Raw genomic sequence first — 20,439 nt, 5'->3', positions numbered from 1 at the left:
AGGGTCTTAGCGCTATTTTTGTTTTAAAAATAGACTTAATTTGAAAACTGACACAACAGCACAAAAGAAAATAAAAAAAGCAGCTCCCTATTTTCCCATCTCTGGTATCTTCGGCGCTAAAGGGCTTAACTACTGAGTTCGGAATGGTATCAGGTGATCCCCTTTGCTATGGCCACTGATAATTATTTTAGCACAATTAAAGAATAAGTCAAAATATTTTTCTAATTTTTTTTGTAAATTTTTAAATTAAAAAAATTTTGTTTGATGTTAGAAAACAAATAAAAATTTTTGTCAGTTAATACAAGATACAAAAATTTAATTATTCATCATATTCTGCTACATCAAAATTTTTATTAAACATTTGCTCTATATATTCCCTATTTTGTTCATATGACATTTTTGATCTCTCTATGAGATTCTCTTTGAGAAAGTTCTCTGATACCATTAGCCTACCAGAATTCAACTTGGTTCCAGGAGATCATGATCTATGATCTTGTTTTCAACCTTTACTGAAATCAACCTGTTCCAAAAAATATGAGTATGTGCTTTTTATTATTATCTTGTTCTGATTACATATTCTAGACTTGCCAATATCATAGTTTGTTTTGAAAGTTAAATAATGTAATGGCTCATTGCCTTCATATTCAACATAGTCACTGTAAAGCCTGCTTATAGCAGCTATAGCATTGTTTGCATTTCTGTCAGCTTTTAAATTAATATAAAACAAATGCCCTTATAAGCTAGTGAAAAATCAAAGCTGCTTGTGTTTGCTTTACTATTATTCTTCATAAGAACTTTTAAATGACAATTTGTTGAACTAATATATTTCTCAATTTTTCTAATTAAATACTCTTCTAAAAGATATCCTATGGCTGTTGATGAATTTATAGAATTATTATCACGCTGAAGTATATTAATATCTGCAACGCTAACACTTATCTCGTTATTAGTCGTCTCAAAAATATCATTAATTATTGCTTCAAGTTTACATTGAAATTCAACAGCTACTTCAAAATAACTATTCATTGAAAAATACCTTATTTACTAATTTGGCTATTTCATAGGATAATTTGACAGGAACTGCATTGCCAATTTGTTTAAGAACACTAGACTTAGTTCCTAAAAATATAAAATTCTCAGGAAATGTTTGTAAGTTTGCCAATTCTCTAGGAGTTAGTACTCTTGGCAAGACAGGATGAATATGAACTCCGCCGTGATTTTCCTTAACTGTAGGAGATGGCTTGTCATAAGAAATTTTTCTAAACGCATCAGAAAAAGATTTAGAAAGACTTTCGCCCTCTTTTAGTTTCATAAATCTCTCTTTTATTTCCTCAGAATGCTTAGAGAATATGTGATTAGGTATTTTTTTGTCATCAGTAACTTTTTCTAAGTGAGCTATTGCATCAAAAACAGTAACTGTTTTTTCTTTATACTTAGCTAGTACAGATATTACCTTGTCAACTTTTTCTTTGTCTTTACAGCCAATAAAAATTACACGCTCTCTTTTTTGTGGGACACCAAAATTTGAGCTGTCTAAAAGTATAAATTTTGTGTAGTAATTCTCTTTTGCTAACATTTTTTGTATCTTTTCAACAACCAATTCATTGTCGCTTTCTCTAAATGATAAAATGCCTTTGACATTCTCTAAAACAAAACCATATGGTTGCACTCTACTGATTACATCAATTGTATATTTGTAAAGTTGATTTCTTTCGTCGTCCTTGCTTCTTCTTCCTGCTAATGAAAATCCTTGGCAAGGGAAGCCTCCAATAACCAAATCAGTTTTGTTTTTTCAATTGCTCTCAAGTTCATTTCTAACTTCCAAATCTGTTATATCCTTGGCTATAACATTTTTCCTAAAATTGAAGTTATAGGTATCAACTGCTGGTTACCAAAACTCAATGGTGTCTAATATATCAAAGTTGTTTTGAGTAAAACCAAGAGTTAAACCACCAGCACCTGCAAATAAATCTATAATTCCCCGTTTGCTCATTATTGTGCTTGGCCCCCCCTGTCTAGTGCTAATTATTATATTAAATATTATAATAATAATTCTGATATTAAAAAGTCATAAAAAGATATCCAACTAAAACAACATAGCAAAGGCATTATCATAAATAGTAATAGAAATGTATTTCTATTACTATTAAACAGATAAATTCGGCTATCTGGATGATACGCAACTACTATAAAATCTTCATCTTAAAACTTTTTTTGCATGTGTTTGAAATCACATCATCACTATAATTATGTTTTGCAAAAAAATCTTTGGCAAATTCGCTAACCTTTGATCCTGCTCCTAGTGGAAAAATTGTATTGTACTCTTCATTCATTTTTGCAATTAATGTCAAAAAATGATCTCTTGCTAGTATAGAAGCCGCTGCAACACTAATACTATGTGATTCAGCTTTGTTTGCTATCAAAACATCTCCATTAATTTCTTTGAAGTTAGCTCAGTTATTGATTAAAACCAGCTCATTGTAGTACTTTAACATATTTTCTGCTGATGCATATTTGTCAATAAATATGTAATCATATTTATAATTGTTTAATTTAGCAGTCAATGAATTAATAGCCTTAAGGTGCACGAACATTTTTAAAATGTTAGCGTTGTAATTTTTGTTTAATTTATTATATCCTGAAGGATTTAAGTGAGCTAAAGAATAAGAAATTAGCTTGCTATTTTTAAGTTTTAAAGCTAGTTCTTTAATCTTTTTATCACTTAATTTTTTGCTATCTTTAATACCTAATTGTGCCACTTTTGCTACATTTTTGGCATCAATAAAAACAGCACAGGCACAAAGCGGGCCAAAGTAATCACCAACGCCCACTTCGTCAACACCTATTATGCTTTTATTTTCTAGCAAATTGCTTTCAAGAACAAAGTCAAAAAACTTCAATTTATTCTTCTTCCTGAATAGATACTTTTCGCATTTTTAGCGCCATTGCTTTTGATTTAGCTATTTCCTTTTCAGGATTATCTAAAAACTTATCAATGTATTCGCCTACAGCACCATCTTTATTAGTTTTTTTCAATCTCACTGTAGCATGTCTTTTAACTAAATCAGAGGCGTTACCTAAAACAACAGAAACTGTTGCTACTTTAAACATAGGCACGTCGTTAAATCCATCGCCAAAAGCAATAGTATGGTCTAAATCAACTCCATAATATCTAGATAGTAAAGAAAGCGCTCTTCCCTTGTTTACAGTAACGTTGGTAATATCAAATACTGGTGTAAGCCCTTCTCCTTTTGATCAGTAAGAAAATTCACCAAGGTCACCATATCTAGCTCTTAGATATCTTCTTAATTCTTCAGCATCAGTTGTTTCTTTAACATCAAAAACAATTCCTGTTGGACTTAAAGGAACTTTGTTAAGGTTAATTCCAACTGTAAATTTTTCCGCTGAACTAAAGCCAAAAACTGCTTCAATATCATCATCACGGTGTTCTAATTGAACTCAGCCCGGTCCTTCAATTGCAAGGTTTGAGATTTCCTTTTTTACCTTTTCATCACCAAGAATGTAAAGCATTTCATTTAAGTTTAAATACTTAATGTGAGGAATAAAATTATCATCTTTTGGATTGTGAATTTGTGCGCCATTATAGTTAGAAACAACAGTAGTAAGTCCTAATTTGTCATATATTGGTTTTGTACTTCTTCAAGGACGGCCTGTAAAAATACATACAACATGTCCTTCTTCTTTTGCTCTTTGAATAGCTTTAATGCAATTTTCAGGAACTATGTTTTCCCTACTTGAAGAGAGCAAAGTTCCATCTAAGTCAATGGCAAAAAGGAACTTTTCCTTTTTATTATCAGTTAATGCGCTCATAATTTTCCTTATAACGTTAGTTTATGAATATAAAAATATTTTCATAATTAATTTTACCAATTTTTGAAATTTTCATAAAATTAATAAAAAATAGAGCTTATAGCCCTATAAAACAATTGTTTTAGTAATTTTCTTAAAGTTTGTTATTTTTTGTCTTTTTTTAGTAGTTCATCAACTTTTGAAAGTATTTCATCAATAGTTAAATCAATTGAATTTTTGGTTTCAATTGCATCGTTCATTATTTGCTCTTCGGCTTCTGATTCTTTATCATAAGAATGAGTGTTTGTATCATCATTAACGCTTGAATAATTAGAAATTAATGACACAGTACGTAAATCATCAATGTCAAAATTAATAAATTTTGCATAAGCCGACTTTGCATAATCTTGTATTTTTTCAAAATGAGCTTGACCTTGATTGTTGACAATCAATATTTTAGAATTAGCTTGCAGCGGATCACACTGTTTTATAGGGCTATTTGTCCTACTCTTAGCAAATAATGCAACTCCCTTGTTTGTCTTGGGAACTTTTGTGATTTCTGAAATGTTAATAACTCTGGCTTTATTATTTTCATTAATTAGCGCAACAGAATCATTAGAATTTACCACTGCAAATGCTGACAATTCATCATAATTTGCTAAATAACAAGCTTTATTTCCATTAGATTTTAGTCCATAAATAGGTACTTCATTTTCTGAATATAATGAAGCAAAATTATTCTTAGTTATAAGCAATACATCTTTTAAACCATTTGATAATTTAGCTCCAATTAATTCATCATCATTTTTTAGCTTCATAGCGACAAATGTTTTGCTAAATCTAGAAACATCAAATTCTTTTAATAAAACTTTCTTGCCTTGTCCTTTTTTTGTAAATAAGCAAACATAGTTAGATGAATCAAAATCTGAAACCATGATAGCGCTAACTAGCTCTTCACCTGATGCTAAATCAACAAAATCACTAAGATGGGTTCCAAACTCTTTCCATTTTGACTCATGAACCTTAAAAACAGGCAAATAAGCATAATTACCGAAGTTTGTAAATAGCAATAATTTATCCAATGAACTAGCATTATCATAAAATAAAATGTTGTCATCTTCTTTTATGCCATAAGTATTAATTAAATTAGATTCGTATGTTTTTTTAGAAACTTTTTTAATGTATCCGAATTTACTAATGCCTAAAAATACTTGCTCTTCTTTGACTAAATCTTCCTGGTTTATTGATGCTTTTATTTGCTCATTTTCAATTGATGTTCTTCTTGGCCTACCAAATTTTAACTTAAGGTCTTTAAACAAAGCAATTAAGTACTTGTTAAATTCTTCTGAATTATTCAATAACAGCTCGCATTGCTTAATTTTTTCTTCTAACTCTTCTTTTTCAATTAAGAAGGCTTGCTCATCAGTTTTACTTAATTTATAAAGCCTTAACTCTGCAATAGCAGTTGCTTGATTTAAAGTAAAATCAAAAGTTGCCATCAAATTATCAATAACACCTTGTTTTGAGTTTTCACTCTTACGAATTACTTCAATAACTTTATCAGTTATTTTGGCAACTTTTAAAAAGCCAATTACTATTTCTAGTCTTGCTTTGTGCTTAATTAAATCAAACTCAATGGTTTTGATTTTTATATCTTTAACATGTTTTAAATATGCATCTAAAAGCGCAGAAATACCTAGTGTTTTTGGTGTGTAATTATCAATAACTACATTATTGTAGTTGTAATAAATTTTCATTTGAGTTTTTAAAAAAAGATAATTTACAATTACATTTTCATCAGCTTCTTTATCTAATGTAATTAATATATTAATACCATTACGGTCTGTTTGATCTTTAACTTCTAAAAGACCTGATACTTCTTCAGAATCGACAATTAAGTCTATTTCATGGACTAATTTGGATTTTATTACTCCATATGGAATTTCTGTAATTTCAATATATTTATACTTATTATCAGAATAAACATTGTATCTTGAAGCTAGCGTTATTCTGCCTTTTCCTCTTTCGAATGCTTCATGAATTCCTTCAGTTCCATAAATTATTCCGCCTGTTGGGAAATCAGGCCCTTGAATAATTTTGGCTAACTTGCTAAGTTCAATAGCAGGGTTTTTGACTTTAGCAATAGCAGCATCTAAGATTTCATTTAAATTATGTGGCGGCATTTCTGTGGCAAAACCTGAAGCAATTCCTGTTGATCCATTAATTAATAAATTAGGAATTAAAACAGGCATAACCACAGGTTCTTTTTCTGAATCATCAAAATTAGGAGCAAACTTAACTGTGTTTTTTCTTATATCCCCAATAACATAATTAGCAATTTCCGAAAGCCTTACTTCAGTATAACGCATTGCAGCAGCAGGATCATCGTCGATTGAACCAACATTTCCGTGCATTTCGACTAAAGTGTGCCCCATTTTTCACTCTTGTCCCATTCTGACCATGGCATCATAAATTGATGTATCGCCATGAGGATGATATTTACCAATAACATCGCCTACAACACGAGCTGACTTTTTAAACGGTTTATTATTTTGCAAACCTAAATCATACATTGAGTAAAGAATTCTTCTTTGTACAGGTTTAAGGCCATCACGCACATCAGGAAGCGCTCTTTGTTGAATAACATATTTAGAGTAGCGACTAAATCTATCAGCTACTACTGTGTCAAGGTTTTCTTGAATAATCTTTGATAACAAATCATTTAATTGTTGTTCTTTTTTCTTATTCATAATTTACCTATAAAGTTATATTTCAAAGTCATCTTCTAATGTGAAATTAACATTTTTGTTAATTCATTCTTTTCTAGATTCAACATTATCGCCCATTAGCGTTGAAACTCTTCTTTCTGCTAAGGCAGCATCTTGAATTCTTACTTGAATTAATGTTCTAGTTTCAGGATTCATAGTTGTTTCTCACAACTGATCAGCATTCATTTCACCTAAACCTTTATATCTTTGCACTTCTGCATTTTTCATTTTAGTTTGCAAAAGTTCTTTTAATTCGTTTTCATCCCAGGCATATAAAATTTCCTTTTTTGCCTTGTTTATAGTCAATTTAAACAAAGGAGGCAAAGCGATATAAACTTTTCCTTCTTCAATTAATTTGCGCATATGTCTGAAGAAAAAGGTTAAAAGTAATATCTGAATATGCGCCCCGTCAGTATCAGCATCAGTCATTATAATAACTTTGTCATACTGGATTTTACTTATATCAAAATCCAACCCAATGCCGGCGCCTATTGCATTAATTATGGTGTTTATTTCTTCATTTTTAAGAATATCAATTAGCCTTGCTTTTTCAGTGTTTATAACTTTTCCTCTAAGAGGCAGGATGGCTTGATATCTTCTGTCTCTGCCTGATTTAGCTGATCCGCCGGCTGAATCCCCTTCAACTAAGAAAAGCTCTTTTTCTTTAATATTTTTAGTCTGCGCTGGAGTTAATTTTCCGCTTAAAATTTGCTTTTCTTTAAGTACACTTTTAGTTTTTCTGGCTTCTAAACGTGCTTTTCTAGCTGATTCACGAGAATCGGATGCACGTTTAATTTTCTCTAAAATTTTCTTGGCTATTTGCTTGTTTTCAGTTATTCATGTTTTTAGATTTTTAGTTACTGCTTCTTCTACAGCACTTTTAGCTTCAGGTGTGCCTAATTTATCTTTTGTTTGACTCACAAACTCTAAATATTTTTCAGGTATTTTGACCGATAATACTACAGTTAAGCCTTCACGGACATCTTCGCCATCAAATGTATTCTTGCCTTTTAATACTTTTTCATCAAGCGCAAAATCATTAAATGTTTTAGTTATAGCAGACTTAAGACCAATTTCATGAGTTCCACCATCTCTAGTTTTTACATTATTAACAAATGAAAGTATTGTTTCATTGAACCCGTCAGTGTACTGAAAGCCACACTCTATTTCTATTTCGTTAACAACTTGTTTAAAGGAGTAAACGTTAAATAAAGCGGTTTTGGAATCATTAATAAACTCAACAAAAGCTTTAATACCATTTGAGTATTTAAACTCTTCACTTCTTTCGCTTTGCTCATCAATTAATTTAATAGAAAGATTGCTAATTAAAAAGCTACTTTCTCTTAATCTTTCAGCAATTGTCTCAAAATTAAACTTAGCTTTTTTAAATATTTCATAATTTGGCCAGAATTGAATTGAGGTTCCTCTTTTGTTTGTTGAGCCTATAACATGGGTTTTTTGTACAATATTGTCGCCGTTTTCAAAAATGGTCTCATATATATGTTTATCCCTATAAACAAGGCATTTTAGCTTATTGCTTAAGGCATTAACTACTGATGAACCAACTCCGTGTAGCCCGCCTGATGTTTTATAGGCGCCTTCATTAAATTTTCCACCAGCATGAAGCTCAGTAAAAACTAACTCCACAGCACTTTTGCCACTTGGAGTTTTGCCAACAGGAATTCCGCGACCATTATCGGAAACAATAACGGATCCGTCTTTTTTTAAAATAACAATAATTTCGTTTGCTTCGCCAGCTAATGCTTCATCAATTGAGTTATCAACTATTTCTCAAATTAAGTGATGTAAACCATTAACGTCAGTTGACCCTATATACATTCCAGGTCTTTTTCTAACAGCTTCTAGGCCTTTTAATTGTTGAATACTACTTGCATCGTAATTAGAATTACTCATATAATTCATTATATAATAATCTAAAAATGATGGTTGCTTAATGTTGTTATTTAGATTACCTTTCTGATGTTTATACCTATAAAACAGCCTAAAAAGATAAATAAAAATACAAGCTAGTTGCTTGTATCTTCAGGAATAATGAACATATTGTCAATAACTGATGAAACTATTCAGTAGATTTTTTGATGAATTGTTTGAATTGTTACTCACTCTTTCATTTTCTCTTCGTTAAGCTCGCCTCTGTCATATATAAACTTGCTTTTACCTTTTTCTTTATCAAAAGTATTTTTTTCAAACAAATCAAACAATATGTCTTTCATTCTGCTTACATATTCCTTGCCATAAACTTTTATTTTGTAATCAGGATGCATATTAAACTTTAATTGAGCAGCATTTAAAATGTCTCAAACAGGTTCAGTTTGATTCACTAGTTCATATATTTCATTAAAACCTTGAGATGCTTGAGAATCGTCAAGTCCTAATTTACTCAAGTATTCAACTATTTGAAATGATTCAGGTGTTGCAGTATATAGTTCAAAAATGTTATTTATTGTTCCAATATTACTAAGCTTTGATTGAGCATTCTGACTGTTGTCAGTTAATATCTCAGTTTTTTCTGATGCTTTATCATATTTAAGCGCATCGCTTTCTGATGATGTGTTGAAGTTAAAATATAATGAAATTGCATTTTTCTTTTTTGCATTGTCGCCTAGAATAAATGGAATTAATCCGTTTATAACTTTTTGTTGTTCATTTTTATCATGAATATTTTTTAATACATTTGCACTTAATATAGGTTTAGCATGACCTTTATCATCAGAAGAAACCAAAATATAGTTTTCAGGTCTTACAAATTGTTGCAAATACCATTCGAATGCGTTAATTACTGATTCATTATTACTGCTCTCATTATTTGATGTTAATAAATCATTACCAATTTTAGCACTAGCAATTAGCCCAGGGGTGTATCTTGAAACACCTTCAGCTTTTTTAAATGATATTGCACTAAGCATCTTGTCATTAGCTTCAATAACTTTATTGTTTGTAGTCATAAATCCAGTAACATTAGCGGCTAATATTGCACAAGGGACTATTCCAGCAGTTGATAAAATTGCTCCTATTGAACGGCTTCCAACTGTTGAAACTTTATTTTCACGCATATTTTTAAGAGGTTTTCTAATAACTTTTCTTAAAATTAGCGAAATTATTTCAGCAACTATTAAAAATAGTGCTTGAATTCCAAACATAGCTATACCATAAAACATTTTTCGTAATATTTCAGCATCAATTTGCTTATTACCAGGAAGAGTTATTTTAGTTCTTTGCACAATAAAATCAACTATAGGTTTAGCAGCGAATAAGCCTACAATTCAGCCAGCTAGGCCAAATAATAAAATTATTAGCCCACCATAAATTCCTCTTTTTAAGCCAGATAATATAGCTAAAACAACGATGAAGATTACTAAAACAATGGGAATCAAAATAGACCAAGAATTAAATGCAATTTTTTCGAAACTTTCGATTATTTTCATAATTGCTCCTTAATAAATTAATTCTCCTTTAGAAGAGTCTCAAGGATTATTATTATCTATTCTGTCAATGAACAACTTGCCTTCTAAATGATCTAATTCATGCTGAGCAACAATTGCTGGATAGCCACTAAGATCATATCTTTTTATTTTCTTCTCAAAATATGAATAGGCCTCTATAACAATCCTTTTATGCCTATAAACAAGCCCTGCTTGATTAGGTATATTTCTGCCAACACTTAGGCATCCTTCGCCTTGTGAAAGTGCGATTTTTGAGTTAGACATAGCTATAACAATGGGATTAAAAAAGACATCTCTTAACACTTGGCTTTTATCATCAACCATGTCTTCAGTTATATTAATATAAAAAACTCTTTTTAAAATGCCATATTGAACAGCAGCAACACCAACTCCTGCTTGAAATTTAGAGCCTTGCTTTTGACTATCGTCAATATGATAAATCATTGTTTTTGCAAGCTCAATGTCTTCGCTAGTTAATGGAATAGGAACATTTTCTGATTTTTTTCTCAAAACCTTTTTAGGTAGCTTAACTAAATCTACATTATAAACATTCATAGAAATATTATAATTTAAAAAAATTGATGCTTATATAATTGATTTATTAAAGACCATAAGGAAGCAGATGATAAGAGTTATTTCAGGCAAGTATAGACACAGGCTTTTAAATTGGCCAAAATCTAAAGATATTAGACCAACAATGGACAAGGTTCGTGAAGCCATTTTTTCTTCAATCAGAATGCAAATTGAAGGAAAAATCGTGCTAGATCTTTTTGCAGGCTCAGGATCAATGGCTATTGAAGCTGTAAGTAACTATGCAATGAAGGCCGTGGCAGTTGAGAAAGATAAAGAAGCAGTTAAGATAATTTATGAAAATATTAATGCTTTGCAAATAAATAATATAGATGTCTTTAATACTAATGCGCTTGCATTTTTAAAGTCGAAAACCGGCAGAGTTTTTGACTATATTTTCCTAGATCCGCCATATGCTGAGTATGATTTGCTTAATGAATGCATAAAATTAATTAAGCTTAATAACTTTTTATCTCCTAATGGTCTAATTGTTGTTGAAACTAATGATAGTGAAAAAATAAGCCTCCCTGAAGGTCTTATGGTTCAAAAAAATAAAAAATATGGAAAAGTCCATATTCTATATATTAGTCATATAAACTAACTAAATTAAAATTGATGTCTTGTTCATAATTTCAGTTAGTAATCATACATGGTTTAGTATTGTTGATGCAACGTCAACAGATTTTAATATGCTAAATAATTCATTTTGTGACTTAAATCATATGCTTAATTTTGCTGATTTTTCATTGTATAAAAATCCAAAGCCATTTTGTTCTAATCTAAATTCTGAAGCGAATTTTTTAAGATCATCAATTAATGTTTTTGAAAGCATATCATTTGTGGCATATAAGCCTATTTCACTGTCTAATTCGATAAATTCAGAATCAATATTTTTAATAAGTTCTTCTTTATTATTAAGTTGTTTAAAGGCATAAAAACTTGAGTGTTGTGACTTGTTAATAAACTCTTGACTAACAGTGCAATCTAAAAGTAAAATATTGTCTTTTACATTGTTATTTCTTAAAACTTGCACTTCGTTAATAGCTCATTCATTTTTGTTATCAATATCATGTGCAGTAAATGATTTTACAACAGTTGCGCTTTCAACTTTATCTTCTTTTGAATACATTTCTAAGGCTGTTTTATAGGCTTCAGTGTTAATTTCTTCTGGTTTAGAAAATTCTAAATTAGCATAAGTGAATATTTTAGAAATCACAGGTGCAAAGTCAACTTTTTTATAAGCCTGTTGCTTGGTTTTGAATTTATTTGAAAAGTATAAAGAAAGTATGTATGAGCCAGCAAGCATAAAAAGTATTATTAAAGCAAAAAGAGCTCAGCTTATGTTTCTTGCTGTAGTTGAAATAGGTATTTCTTTAGAAGCTTCAGTAGCATTTTTTACCGCTCAAGGATCTAGTTTATTAAAAAGTATTAAAGGTATTAAAAGTAAAAGTGCTAAAGATAATAATGAGATAGATAGAATAAAGAAAAGGAATGTTTTTTTAGCTTCAGTTGTTGTTTTTTCTTTAAGCATCTTTTTGAACTCATCTTTAGACAATGCATTAAGTTCTTTTGAAACTTCATCATACTTATGATGCATATTTGAAGTTATTGATGTCATTTAAGCCTCCTTTTTTATTTAGCTTATTTGTATGCATTAATAATATATGAATTTTAACAATTTTTGGTTTTTATATATTAATTTTATTCTTAATATAGCATTCAAAATTCTAGATATTGTATACTGAGCTAATATGGTGTTTCAAGTAATTCAGCTTGCTGAGCCATTTCGAAGAATTTGTGCTCAATTTTTCTGCTTCAGTTTAGCTTTGTTTGGTCAATTTTCTCTAATTTTTTAAACACGAATCAGTAAGAAAAGCCCATTAAAACTAGTGATGATAATAAGCAGTTAAAAACAAAAGCACCTACAATAATTCAGTTAGCAATTTCTTTGTTTCCGGTTGTTTTATAGACACTATAGGCAATTCCATAGGATATAGGAATGACAATAATAAATGAAATAAAGTTTTCAAATGCTGATGAAAATATAGTTTTCTCAACGTCATTAGCTCCTTGAAAGGCAAGTAAGGAGTTAATAACTAATGATACAGCAAGAATTCTAAGTGAAATAATTCTAATAAAAGTCGCAGTTCCTTCAATTTTGTCACTATCAACATTTAAAATTCACACTCAGATATTATTAGCAGTTGCAGCAACAAAAACGTAAACAACTATTGAATAAAGCAAGGCAATAAGCATTGTTCATAAGTAAACTTTTTTACATCTGTCAAATTTTCTTAGTGTGTAATTGTATGAAAATAAGCTTCTTGCTCCATCATTAATTCCAAAAATAGAGATTAAGAATAAGCTCACAATTGGCTGACCTTTTGCTCAAAAAAATTGGAAATATTCAGGCATTGCAAAGTGAGAATTTGCAATCAATAGGTTCATAACAATGAATGAAAATCCTATCCCAAATGTTCTTAAAAAGCCGCCTAAACCAAGTGAAAAAATTGGGCCAAGTAATTTTTTGTTAAATTTAAACTTAAATAAACTTTTAATTGAAAGCCACGTTTTCTGCTTTCTATCCTTTACAACTATATAAATAATGTAGGCAAATGTGTTGAAGAATCAGCCAATAACTGTGGCAACAACTCCGCCAAGCACCCCCATTTTAAAAACTATTATAAATAAAGCGTCTAAAGCAATATTTATAAGGTTGGCCGCAATACCACAAGCCATTACATAGGTGTTATAACCTTCAGAACGGATAAAGTAAGACAAATAAAGCGTTAAGCACTGTAAAACAGTCGCGCTGGCATAAATGTAAATGTATTGTTTTGCTCATTCAACACTTAATTTGTGTGCTGCATTATAAAAATCTTGTAATCTTTCAACATTAACGTTTGCACTGCGTGCAATTGCTGGATCAATTGTAGTAACTCCTGCAATTTTGTCTATCAATCCTGTTCATATTGCTGTAAAAGTAACGAGAGATGAAAAAACAGAGAGCATAACACTAACCCAAAACATAGTTGCTCATAAGTTTTTGCCTGTTTTTTCTAGCTTTTTGCCTATACATTTTGTGTAGTAAATTGATGATCCCACAGGAACTAAATATACAATTGCATTAGAAAAAATAATTAATGGAGTAAATGAAGCAGTTGTGGTTGAGACAATAGTATTTGAATTTATAACAGTTAGTTTTGATACATTTGCAATAGCAGCTTGCTCGTTATAGGCACTAAGCATCTGGCTATAACTTTTAAATATTTCATTGGCACCTACATTATGAAGGCCAAGATTTAAATATTTAACTATTTCGCTATCAGCATTACCAAAAACATTACTGTATTTAGGTACAAATTGCAATATGAAAATTTGATCTATAAATGAATATAGACCAACCATCATAGATGCTAATAAACTAGGAATGGCAACTATTCATATAGCCTTAGAAATAGGCATTTCACCGAATAATTTTCTGGCTCTTTCCTGTTTTTCACTAACTGACTTATGAATAACAGCCTCCTAATGTTTAAGAACATTTTACTTATAAGCCTGTAAAACAGGCAAATTATTTGTGATACTTACTATTGTTTAGAATCATAAAAGCCCTATATATTTGCTCAATTAACATGATTCTAAATAACTGGTGTGGAAACGTCATTTGCGAAAAAGATAACTTTTGTGCGCTTTCAAAATACTCTTCACAAACTCCATCAGAGCCGCCTATTATAAAAGTAATGCTTTGATTTGTGTTCATTTCGATTAATTTAGAAAAAGCAATTGAATCAATTTGCTTGCCTTTTAATGAAAGTAAAATCACTTTAGAATTAGGCAATATTGATTCTAAAATCAATTTAGTTTCTTTTTCTTTTTTAACTTCAATATTTTTTTCTTCACTAAATTCTTTAAGCTCAGACAATGATAAAGAGCAAAAGTGGCTTACTTGCTTAGCATATTCCTCATATAAACTTTTGAATTTAGGACTAAGCGAACCAACGGCAACTATTTTAATTTTGGTCATAATTTTTCTTGTGTCTTGATTCTAAGTGAAACATTAACATTTGAATATCAGCAGGATTTATTCCACTTATTCTGCTAGCTTGACCAATTGTAGCTGGTCTAATTTTTTCAAACTTTTGTCTAGCTTCAATAGCTATATTTTTAACATCAAGGTAATTTAAATCTTCAGGAATTTTTAAATTTTCCAACCTTACAGCCTTATTTGCATCTGATTTTTGCTTTTCAATATAGCCATGTAAACGCACCATTGTAGTTATTTCTTCTAAATATGGAAAGTTTGGAATAATGTCGCTTGGATCTACATCAGGTCTAGAAATAACGTTTAATAATGTTGAACCATTTGTAATGTTGTATTTTAATGCTACATCGCTTTTACCAGATAAATATGTTGTGTTTAATCTTTGAATTTCATCGTCAATTAACTTATATTTATCTAAAACTTTTTGATACTCATCTTTGCTGATCATTCCTGATTTATAGGCATATTCGCTTAATCTGTCATCAGCATTATCATTTCTTAATAATAATCTATATTCAGCCCTAGAAGTTAGCATTCTATAAGGTTCCTTTGTACCTTTAGTTACTAAATCGTCAATCAAAACGCCAATATATCCATGATTTCTTAAAATCACAATTGGATCTTTGTCTTCTAATTTTAGTGCTGCATTAATACCAGCTATAAGCCCTTGTGCAGCGGCTTCTTCATAACCACTAGTTCCGTTAATTTGGCCAGCTGTAAAAAGATTATGTACAAGTTTTGTTTCTAAAGATTCTTTAAGCTGCAATGGATCTAGAGCATCATATTCAATTGCATATGCTCATTTTTGTACTTTAGCATTTCTTAATCCTGGAATTGACTTAATCATTAGCTCCTGAACATCAATTGGCATAGATGTAGATAAGCCATTTACATATGTAATTGCTCCATCAGCTGTTTCAGGTTCGAAGAAAATTTGGTGCCTTTCTTTATCAGGAAACTTCACAATTTTATCTTCAACAGAAGGGCAGTATCTTGGCCCTATTCCTTCGATCACTCCTGAATACATAGGAGAGCGATGAATGTTTTCTTCAATAATTCTATGAGTTTCAGGGGTTGTATAAGTTAAATAACATGCTATTTGTTTAGGCATTTTTAAATTTGAGCGCGATGAAAAAGAAATATTAACGTCGCTTAATACTTCTTGCTCAACTTCATCGAAGTTTATTGAATCAGAATAAATTCTTGGTGGAGTTCCAGTTTTAAGTCTTTGCAATGTAAAACCTAATTTTGCTAATGATGCACTTAATTTAGGGGTTGTTTTTTCATTATCAGGGCCACTTGTTGTAATATCTTGGCCTCTTAGAATTCTAGAGTTCATATATGTGCCTGTTGTTATAACACAAACTTTAGCTTCTATTAAACCAATATTTTCAACTAAAACTCCTTTAAAATAGCCATTTTCATCAACTATAACTTCTTCTGCTACACCTTCTAATAACTCTAAATTAGGTTGCTTTAAAACATATTCATAGGCAAGCTGTGAATACTTTTCTTTATCAATTTGCGCTCTTAACGCTCTAACTGCAGGGCCTTTTGAAAGATTAAGCATCTTAAGCTGAATAGTTGCTAAGTCAGCTCATAGACCTTGCATTCCGCCTAAAGCATCAATTTCTCTAGTTATAATTCCTTTGGCAGGCCCACCAATTGATGGATTACATGGCATCATTCCTAATTTTTTAGAGTTAAAAGTTAATAAAAGTGTGTTGTGTCCTTTGTGTGAAATTGCAAATGCAGCTTCTAGACCAGCATGACCCCCACCAATAACAATAGCATCGTATTTCTTATTCATAGTTTATAAATTTTAATATATTTATTAATAAATATATCAACATAAATTGCTTAATATTAGAAAAGTAAGAATATTGTTAGTATCTATGCATTTATTCCATCATCAATATAAGGAAACTATTTTGCATACAAGTCTGTTTTATAGCATTGTAAGTATAATATAGCATCTAAAATGTATGTATCATTAGTATTTGTATTTATTAAAATAATAATTTGAAAAAAGATACTCTTAATTATTTATAAGCAATATACATTGTGAATGTATTTTGCCATTCTATTTTAGCATTATTTAACTTTGAACAATTAGAATATAATCCAAGTATGGGAAAAATAAATATCGGCAAAATCTATAAACTTAAAACTAACGATAACGCAACTTTTGTTATAAAAGACGATAATATATTAGAACATAAAGCAACTTTTACTAAGTCTGATAGAGCATTTGTGATTTTTGCTAATGCAGACATAATTTACTTCTTTTCATCTATGCTAGTGCACATAAATGATGAATCACAAACACTAATGGATTTATTCAATCAAGTTAATAAGGATGCATCAATATACACAGAAGAAACAATAGAATCATTCAGAAAAGCAAGCTGCTCTATAATGTTTGCGATGAGGCTTGATGAGTTTGATGCTTATTTTGATGTTTGCACAGACGAAAAGGAACAATTCATACCGTCGCTAATTTACGATGCCGCAATGAGATTTATGAATAGTAATATGGACAAAATTAAATTTCCTATTGTTGTTCCTGATCTTAGCTAAAAATGAAATTTATTAAAATTTTCCTGTTTAGAAATCGAAAAAGCGACTAGATTATTTCTAGCACTTTTTTATTTATAAATCATAGTTTATATTTTAAATATCATAGTTAAATGCACTAACTTATTCCACTCATAAATTCAAAAATTTATTAATGTAATTATAATTTTGGCACTATGAATAAGCTAAATAAGTTAATTAAAAATACTGAGAACATTTAAAGGAAAATGTATGAATAAAAAAACTATGCAAATGTAGTGGAAGTAGCGCCGGTTCCTTTTTGATAAAATCAGCATTGCCTTTTGCTATAAGTATTCCAATGCTTGTTTCATCATCTTGTGGGACGTTTTATCAAACTTCTAATGAAAGCGAACTCTCTATTTATTTAAATACTGATATTTTTGAGAGCAAAATCAGAAAGATTATTGATAACAGAATACAAGTATTTAGTTTGGGTGATAAATGAGTTTTGGAATATGGTCCTGAAGTTAAAAAGAAAATTGGTGAATTTCTTAAGCTAATATCTAGTTTTACTTATGCACCAAATTATGAGTTTCCAGGAATTGAAAACGAATACATTTCATACTTGTACTATACTGGGAAAACAGATATTTGTTTTGTTCAAATAAAATTTAAGAGTCAAAAGTTGCAAAAGAATACGATTCAAAAAATGTTCATAAAACTTTAACTCTTGACAATTTATCTTACTTTGATGGCATTAAATATGCAAAAGAATTATCAATGAGAAAATATCTAATCAAAGATCATGCTGATAATAATTACTGACAAAATTTGTCTTATCTTCTGCTTAATGATATTCACAAAAATTTGCTTAAGTTGTATCCACATCTCAATCAATACATAGACACAATGGCTAACTTTGTTAAGCCTGATGACAAAGCAATTATAAATGCTGGGAAAAATGTAAAAGTTGAAAGCAGTGCTTTTAACGTTTACAATGATAAAAAGAATCTTGAACTCCTTTGCAACAATAAACAACTATTCTGTAATAAATAAGTATCGAAAGTTTGGCATTTTTGATGTTAAAAAGGAAACTTTAATAATTGATTCAAAAAAACATAAACGCTTTGACATTTAAATTTAATAACACTTATTCAATAAATGATATTAGTGCTAATGCAATAAAATATAGCTCAGACTCTGAAGCACCAGTTAATGACATAAGTATTAATTTTTCTTATAGGCCTAAATCAATGAGCTTTAGGGAATTTTTTAATTTTATAAAGAAAATAAAATCTAGAAAAAGTAATCTTTTAGAAAGTGAAATTGGAATAGGTATATTGATTTAACAAACTGTTAGAACCTATAAACAAGTTAAAAGGGAATAAGTTTAGTGTTTTGAAAATAAACACTTATGATTTTGGTAAATTTACACGTGGGAATTTGGCTATCACTGCTACTGGGAATTATGGTGGCCAAAACAACAGTAAATATGACAAAAATGTCTTTTTAGATTACATCATCTTACTAAAACTAGATCCTAAGTCAAAAAATACCGAGTTTTTTATAACCCCTGAGAGCTGAAACATAAATGATATACATAAAAAAGATTGAGAGCAATTGTTGCCTAATATATTAAAAAGTTTAGAAAAGTCTTCATCATAGTTTAATACAATAACTATAATGCAGCAATTTTGTTTATACCCCTGTTTTATAGTGTTTTTGGAATTATATAATATGCAAAAATTGAGTCATGCTCAATTTTTTGTTTGTTTCTGACTTATTTTTTAAATGTAAACTGATCGATTTTTGCTTCTGTAAAAACAGGAATCAATATCTGCTTGTTATTTGAGTTAGAATAATCCTTTAGGTCTCCAATTCCCTGAGCAAAAACTGGCAGCTTAATATTAAATGAAAGCTTTAGTTTGCCTGTGTCACCATTTGCTAACTCTAGCTTTAGATCAAATATAGATTCATTACTTATCCAAGTAAAAAATGGATATAGCACAAAACTATTTCCTAATGAAGGTAAATCCAACACTTTCGCTGTTTGGCTAAAGCCATCTTGATATGCTTTGTTACTATCATTTATATAAACATTGAGCTCACTTACTATTTTCTGCTTTAAAAATTTTTGTTGACTTTTTTCAATATCTTTTAGTATGTTTTCTCCTGCCTTAATGCTGTCTTTAGTTCTTTTAGATAAAATGCTTTTAATAATTTGTAAATTCTTAAAAGACATAGGAGTTAGTGAAAAACCGATTACATTGTTAGTTGTATTTTGCAAATCTGCCTTTTTTAAGCCTGCAAAAGAAAAAGTTTTGGTTATTGATGGCTCATTGCTATTCTTCTCTGGATTGTTTTTGATTTCAACTTCTAATTGTAAAGTACCTGCACTATCATCATATCCAGCCGCAACAATTTTATCAATGTACTCTTCTTTTAAATTTTTATCATATGCAAAAAACGCTTCTTTAGTTCCGGGTCCAAATGGTATAGTGTCAGAACTAAAATATTTGCCATTTGCATTTAATAATGCTTCATAATTCACTTTATTACTACTTGTAATATCGTTATATCTTTCTGGATTATCAATATATAAAAGCATTCTAGCAATTAATGATGGGAATAAGCCTTTAATTTTTTCATCAGGTTCTTTAGCACTTATATAATTCTCTTTCTTGTTTGTGCTGCTGCTATTTTGTTCTTTCTTTTTGAATCCAGCAACTGTAAAAATAAATGTTTTTGTAACATTTTTCTTTGTAAAACTAATTGAAAGATCAATTAGTAAGCCATTATCAAAATCATAGTTAACTGATTCTGAGCTAATTTTTAGAGTATATAACTCTAAGACTTTTTCGCCGAAAACGTCTTTAAAAAAGATGCTTTCGTCTTTTAATATCTCATTTAAAGCTGTCTTTGGATCTAGTTTGCTGTATGAATAATTTGCTATTTTTAAACTTTTGCTTAATGATTCTATATCACTGAAACTAACATCATTATTATTGGTGGTATCATCAGGTTTTGATGGCTCAGGTTGTGATTCGTCCGGTTTTTTAGGCAATAAAGGATCGCTTGGCACTGTTGTGGGCTGGTTTTGAGTACTACCATTATTATCTTTATCCTCACATTTTGTTGCTAAAGCAGTGCTTAGCAGTGGAACAAAAGCAGCAGTTAATAAAATCTTTTTACTTCTCTTCATAAATAACCTCTAACAAAGATAATTTTATATTTTTAATACTGA

General features: G+C 29.9%; 16 protein-coding genes, 1 rRNA gene and 2 pseudogenes. 3 read left to right on the top strand and 16 right to left on the bottom strand.

All coding sequences use genetic code 4. The features are described 5' to 3' along the window. Positions 1–74: 74 nt before the first annotated feature. The 11 genes and pseudogenes from rrf to def all read right to left on the bottom strand — a co-directional run bounded on the left by rrf (position 75) and on the right by def (position 10,597). Positions 75–180: ribosomal RNA gene (gene rrf, locus MAGB_RS03140) — 5S ribosomal RNA — on the bottom strand. Positions 181–319: 139 nt separating this feature from the next. Next, positions 320–727, bottom strand: a complete 408-nt coding sequence (locus MAGB_RS04520) for a UpaP162 family type II restriction enzyme (protein ID WP_235750747.1) — start codon at positions 725–727, stop codon at positions 320–322. Further along, entirely contained in the window at positions 709–1,026 is a 318-nt protein-coding gene (locus MAGB_RS04515) for a hypothetical protein (protein ID WP_235750746.1), read from the bottom strand. Before MAGB_RS04515 ends, MAGB_RS04520 begins: the two co-directional genes overlap by 19 nt. After that, positions 1,019–1,873, bottom strand: a pseudogene (locus MAGB_RS03130) (DNA cytosine methyltransferase); the annotation flags it as partial. The gene MAGB_RS04515 and the pseudogene MAGB_RS03130, both read right to left, overlap by 8 nt. Before the next feature lie 15 nt (positions 1,874–1,888). Then, the gene (locus MAGB_RS04510; protein ID WP_235750745.1) at positions 1,889–1,993 is read right to left on the bottom strand and encodes a DNA cytosine methyltransferase; all 105 of its coding nucleotides are present in this window, start codon (positions 1,991–1,993) and stop codon (positions 1,889–1,891) included. A 193-nt stretch (positions 1,994–2,186) separates the two neighbouring features. Next, the gene (locus MAGB_RS03125; protein ID WP_004024347.1) at positions 2,187–2,900 is read right to left on the bottom strand and encodes a ribonuclease HIII; all 714 of its coding nucleotides are present in this window, start codon (positions 2,898–2,900) and stop codon (positions 2,187–2,189) included. Between the two features lies 1 nt (position 2,901). Beyond that, entirely contained in the window at positions 2,902–3,831 is a 930-nt protein-coding gene (locus MAGB_RS03120) for a Cof-type HAD-IIB family hydrolase (RefSeq protein WP_004024346.1), read from the bottom strand. Between the two features lie 143 nt (positions 3,832–3,974). Then, positions 3,975–6,560 (bottom strand): DNA topoisomerase IV subunit A, encoded by a 2,586-nt coding sequence (parC, locus tag MAGB_RS03115; protein ID WP_004024345.1) that lies wholly within the window; start codon positions 6,558–6,560, stop codon positions 3,975–3,977. A 15-nt stretch (positions 6,561–6,575) separates the two neighbouring features. Then, the gene (gene parE / locus MAGB_RS03110) at positions 6,576–8,501 is read right to left on the bottom strand and encodes a DNA topoisomerase IV subunit B (RefSeq protein WP_004024344.1); all 1,926 of its coding nucleotides are present in this window, start codon (positions 8,499–8,501) and stop codon (positions 6,576–6,578) included. A 104-nt stretch (positions 8,502–8,605) separates the two neighbouring features. Next, positions 8,606–10,024 (bottom strand): CvpA family protein, encoded by a 1,419-nt coding sequence (locus tag MAGB_RS03105; RefSeq protein WP_004024343.1) that lies wholly within the window; start codon positions 10,022–10,024, stop codon positions 8,606–8,608. Between the two features lie 9 nt (positions 10,025–10,033). Further along, positions 10,034–10,597 (bottom strand): peptide deformylase, encoded by a 564-nt coding sequence (gene def, locus MAGB_RS03100; protein ID WP_004024342.1) that lies wholly within the window; start codon positions 10,595–10,597, stop codon positions 10,034–10,036. Between the two features lie 67 nt (positions 10,598–10,664). Here def and rsmD point away from each other — a divergent pair, with 67 nt between their 5' ends. After that, a complete protein-coding gene (gene rsmD, locus MAGB_RS03095) occupies positions 10,665–11,213 on the top strand; it encodes a 16S rRNA (guanine(966)-N(2))-methyltransferase RsmD (protein ID WP_004024341.1) in 549 nt (182 codons plus the stop codon). Here rsmD and MAGB_RS03090 read toward each other — a convergent pair whose 3' ends face one another. The 4 genes from MAGB_RS03090 to mnmG form a co-directional block, all read right to left on the bottom strand. Further along, complete coding sequence (locus MAGB_RS03090) at positions 11,214–12,230, bottom strand: hypothetical protein (RefSeq protein WP_235750744.1); 1,017 nt, start codon at positions 12,228–12,230, stop codon at positions 11,214–11,216. Positions 12,231–12,358: 128 nt separating this feature from the next. After that, complete coding sequence (locus MAGB_RS03085; protein ID WP_004024339.1) at positions 12,359–14,077, bottom strand: MATE family efflux transporter; 1,719 nt, start codon at positions 14,075–14,077, stop codon at positions 12,359–12,361. Positions 14,078–14,186: 109 nt separating this feature from the next. Beyond that, entirely contained in the window at positions 14,187–14,639 is a 453-nt protein-coding gene (locus MAGB_RS03080; protein ID WP_004024338.1) for a 23S rRNA (pseudouridine(1915)-N(3))-methyltransferase RlmH, read from the bottom strand. Next, positions 14,626–16,467, bottom strand: a complete 1,842-nt coding sequence (mnmG, locus tag MAGB_RS03075; RefSeq protein WP_004024337.1) for a tRNA uridine-5-carboxymethylaminomethyl(34) synthesis enzyme MnmG — start codon at positions 16,465–16,467, stop codon at positions 14,626–14,628. The genes MAGB_RS03080 and mnmG overlap by 14 nt, the downstream gene beginning before the upstream one ends. 320 nt (positions 16,468–16,787) lie before the next feature. Between mnmG and MAGB_RS03070 the strand changes: the two genes are divergently transcribed. After that, positions 16,788–17,237 (top strand): hypothetical protein, encoded by a 450-nt coding sequence (locus tag MAGB_RS03070; protein WP_004024336.1) that lies wholly within the window; start codon positions 16,788–16,790, stop codon positions 17,235–17,237. A 232-nt stretch (positions 17,238–17,469) separates the two neighbouring features. Then, positions 17,470–18,860: pseudogene (locus MAGB_RS04670) on the top strand (Mbov_0186 family lipoprotein). Positions 18,861–18,975: 115 nt separating this feature from the next. Here MAGB_RS04670 and MAGB_RS03050 read toward each other — a convergent pair. Then, positions 18,976–20,397: an LppA family lipoprotein gene (locus MAGB_RS03050; protein ID WP_004024335.1), complete on the bottom strand. Its 1,422-nt coding sequence runs from the start codon at positions 20,395–20,397 to the stop codon at positions 18,976–18,978. Positions 20,398–20,439: the final 42 nt, after the last annotated feature.

The organism is Mycoplasmopsis agalactiae 14628, assembly GCF_000266865.1.
In the GTDB taxonomy this organism is placed as follows: domain Bacteria; phylum Bacillota_I; class Bacilli_A; order Mycoplasmatales; family Metamycoplasmataceae; genus Mycoplasmopsis; species Mycoplasmopsis agalactiae_A.
This window is presented reverse-complemented; position numbering and strand designations above follow the sequence as displayed.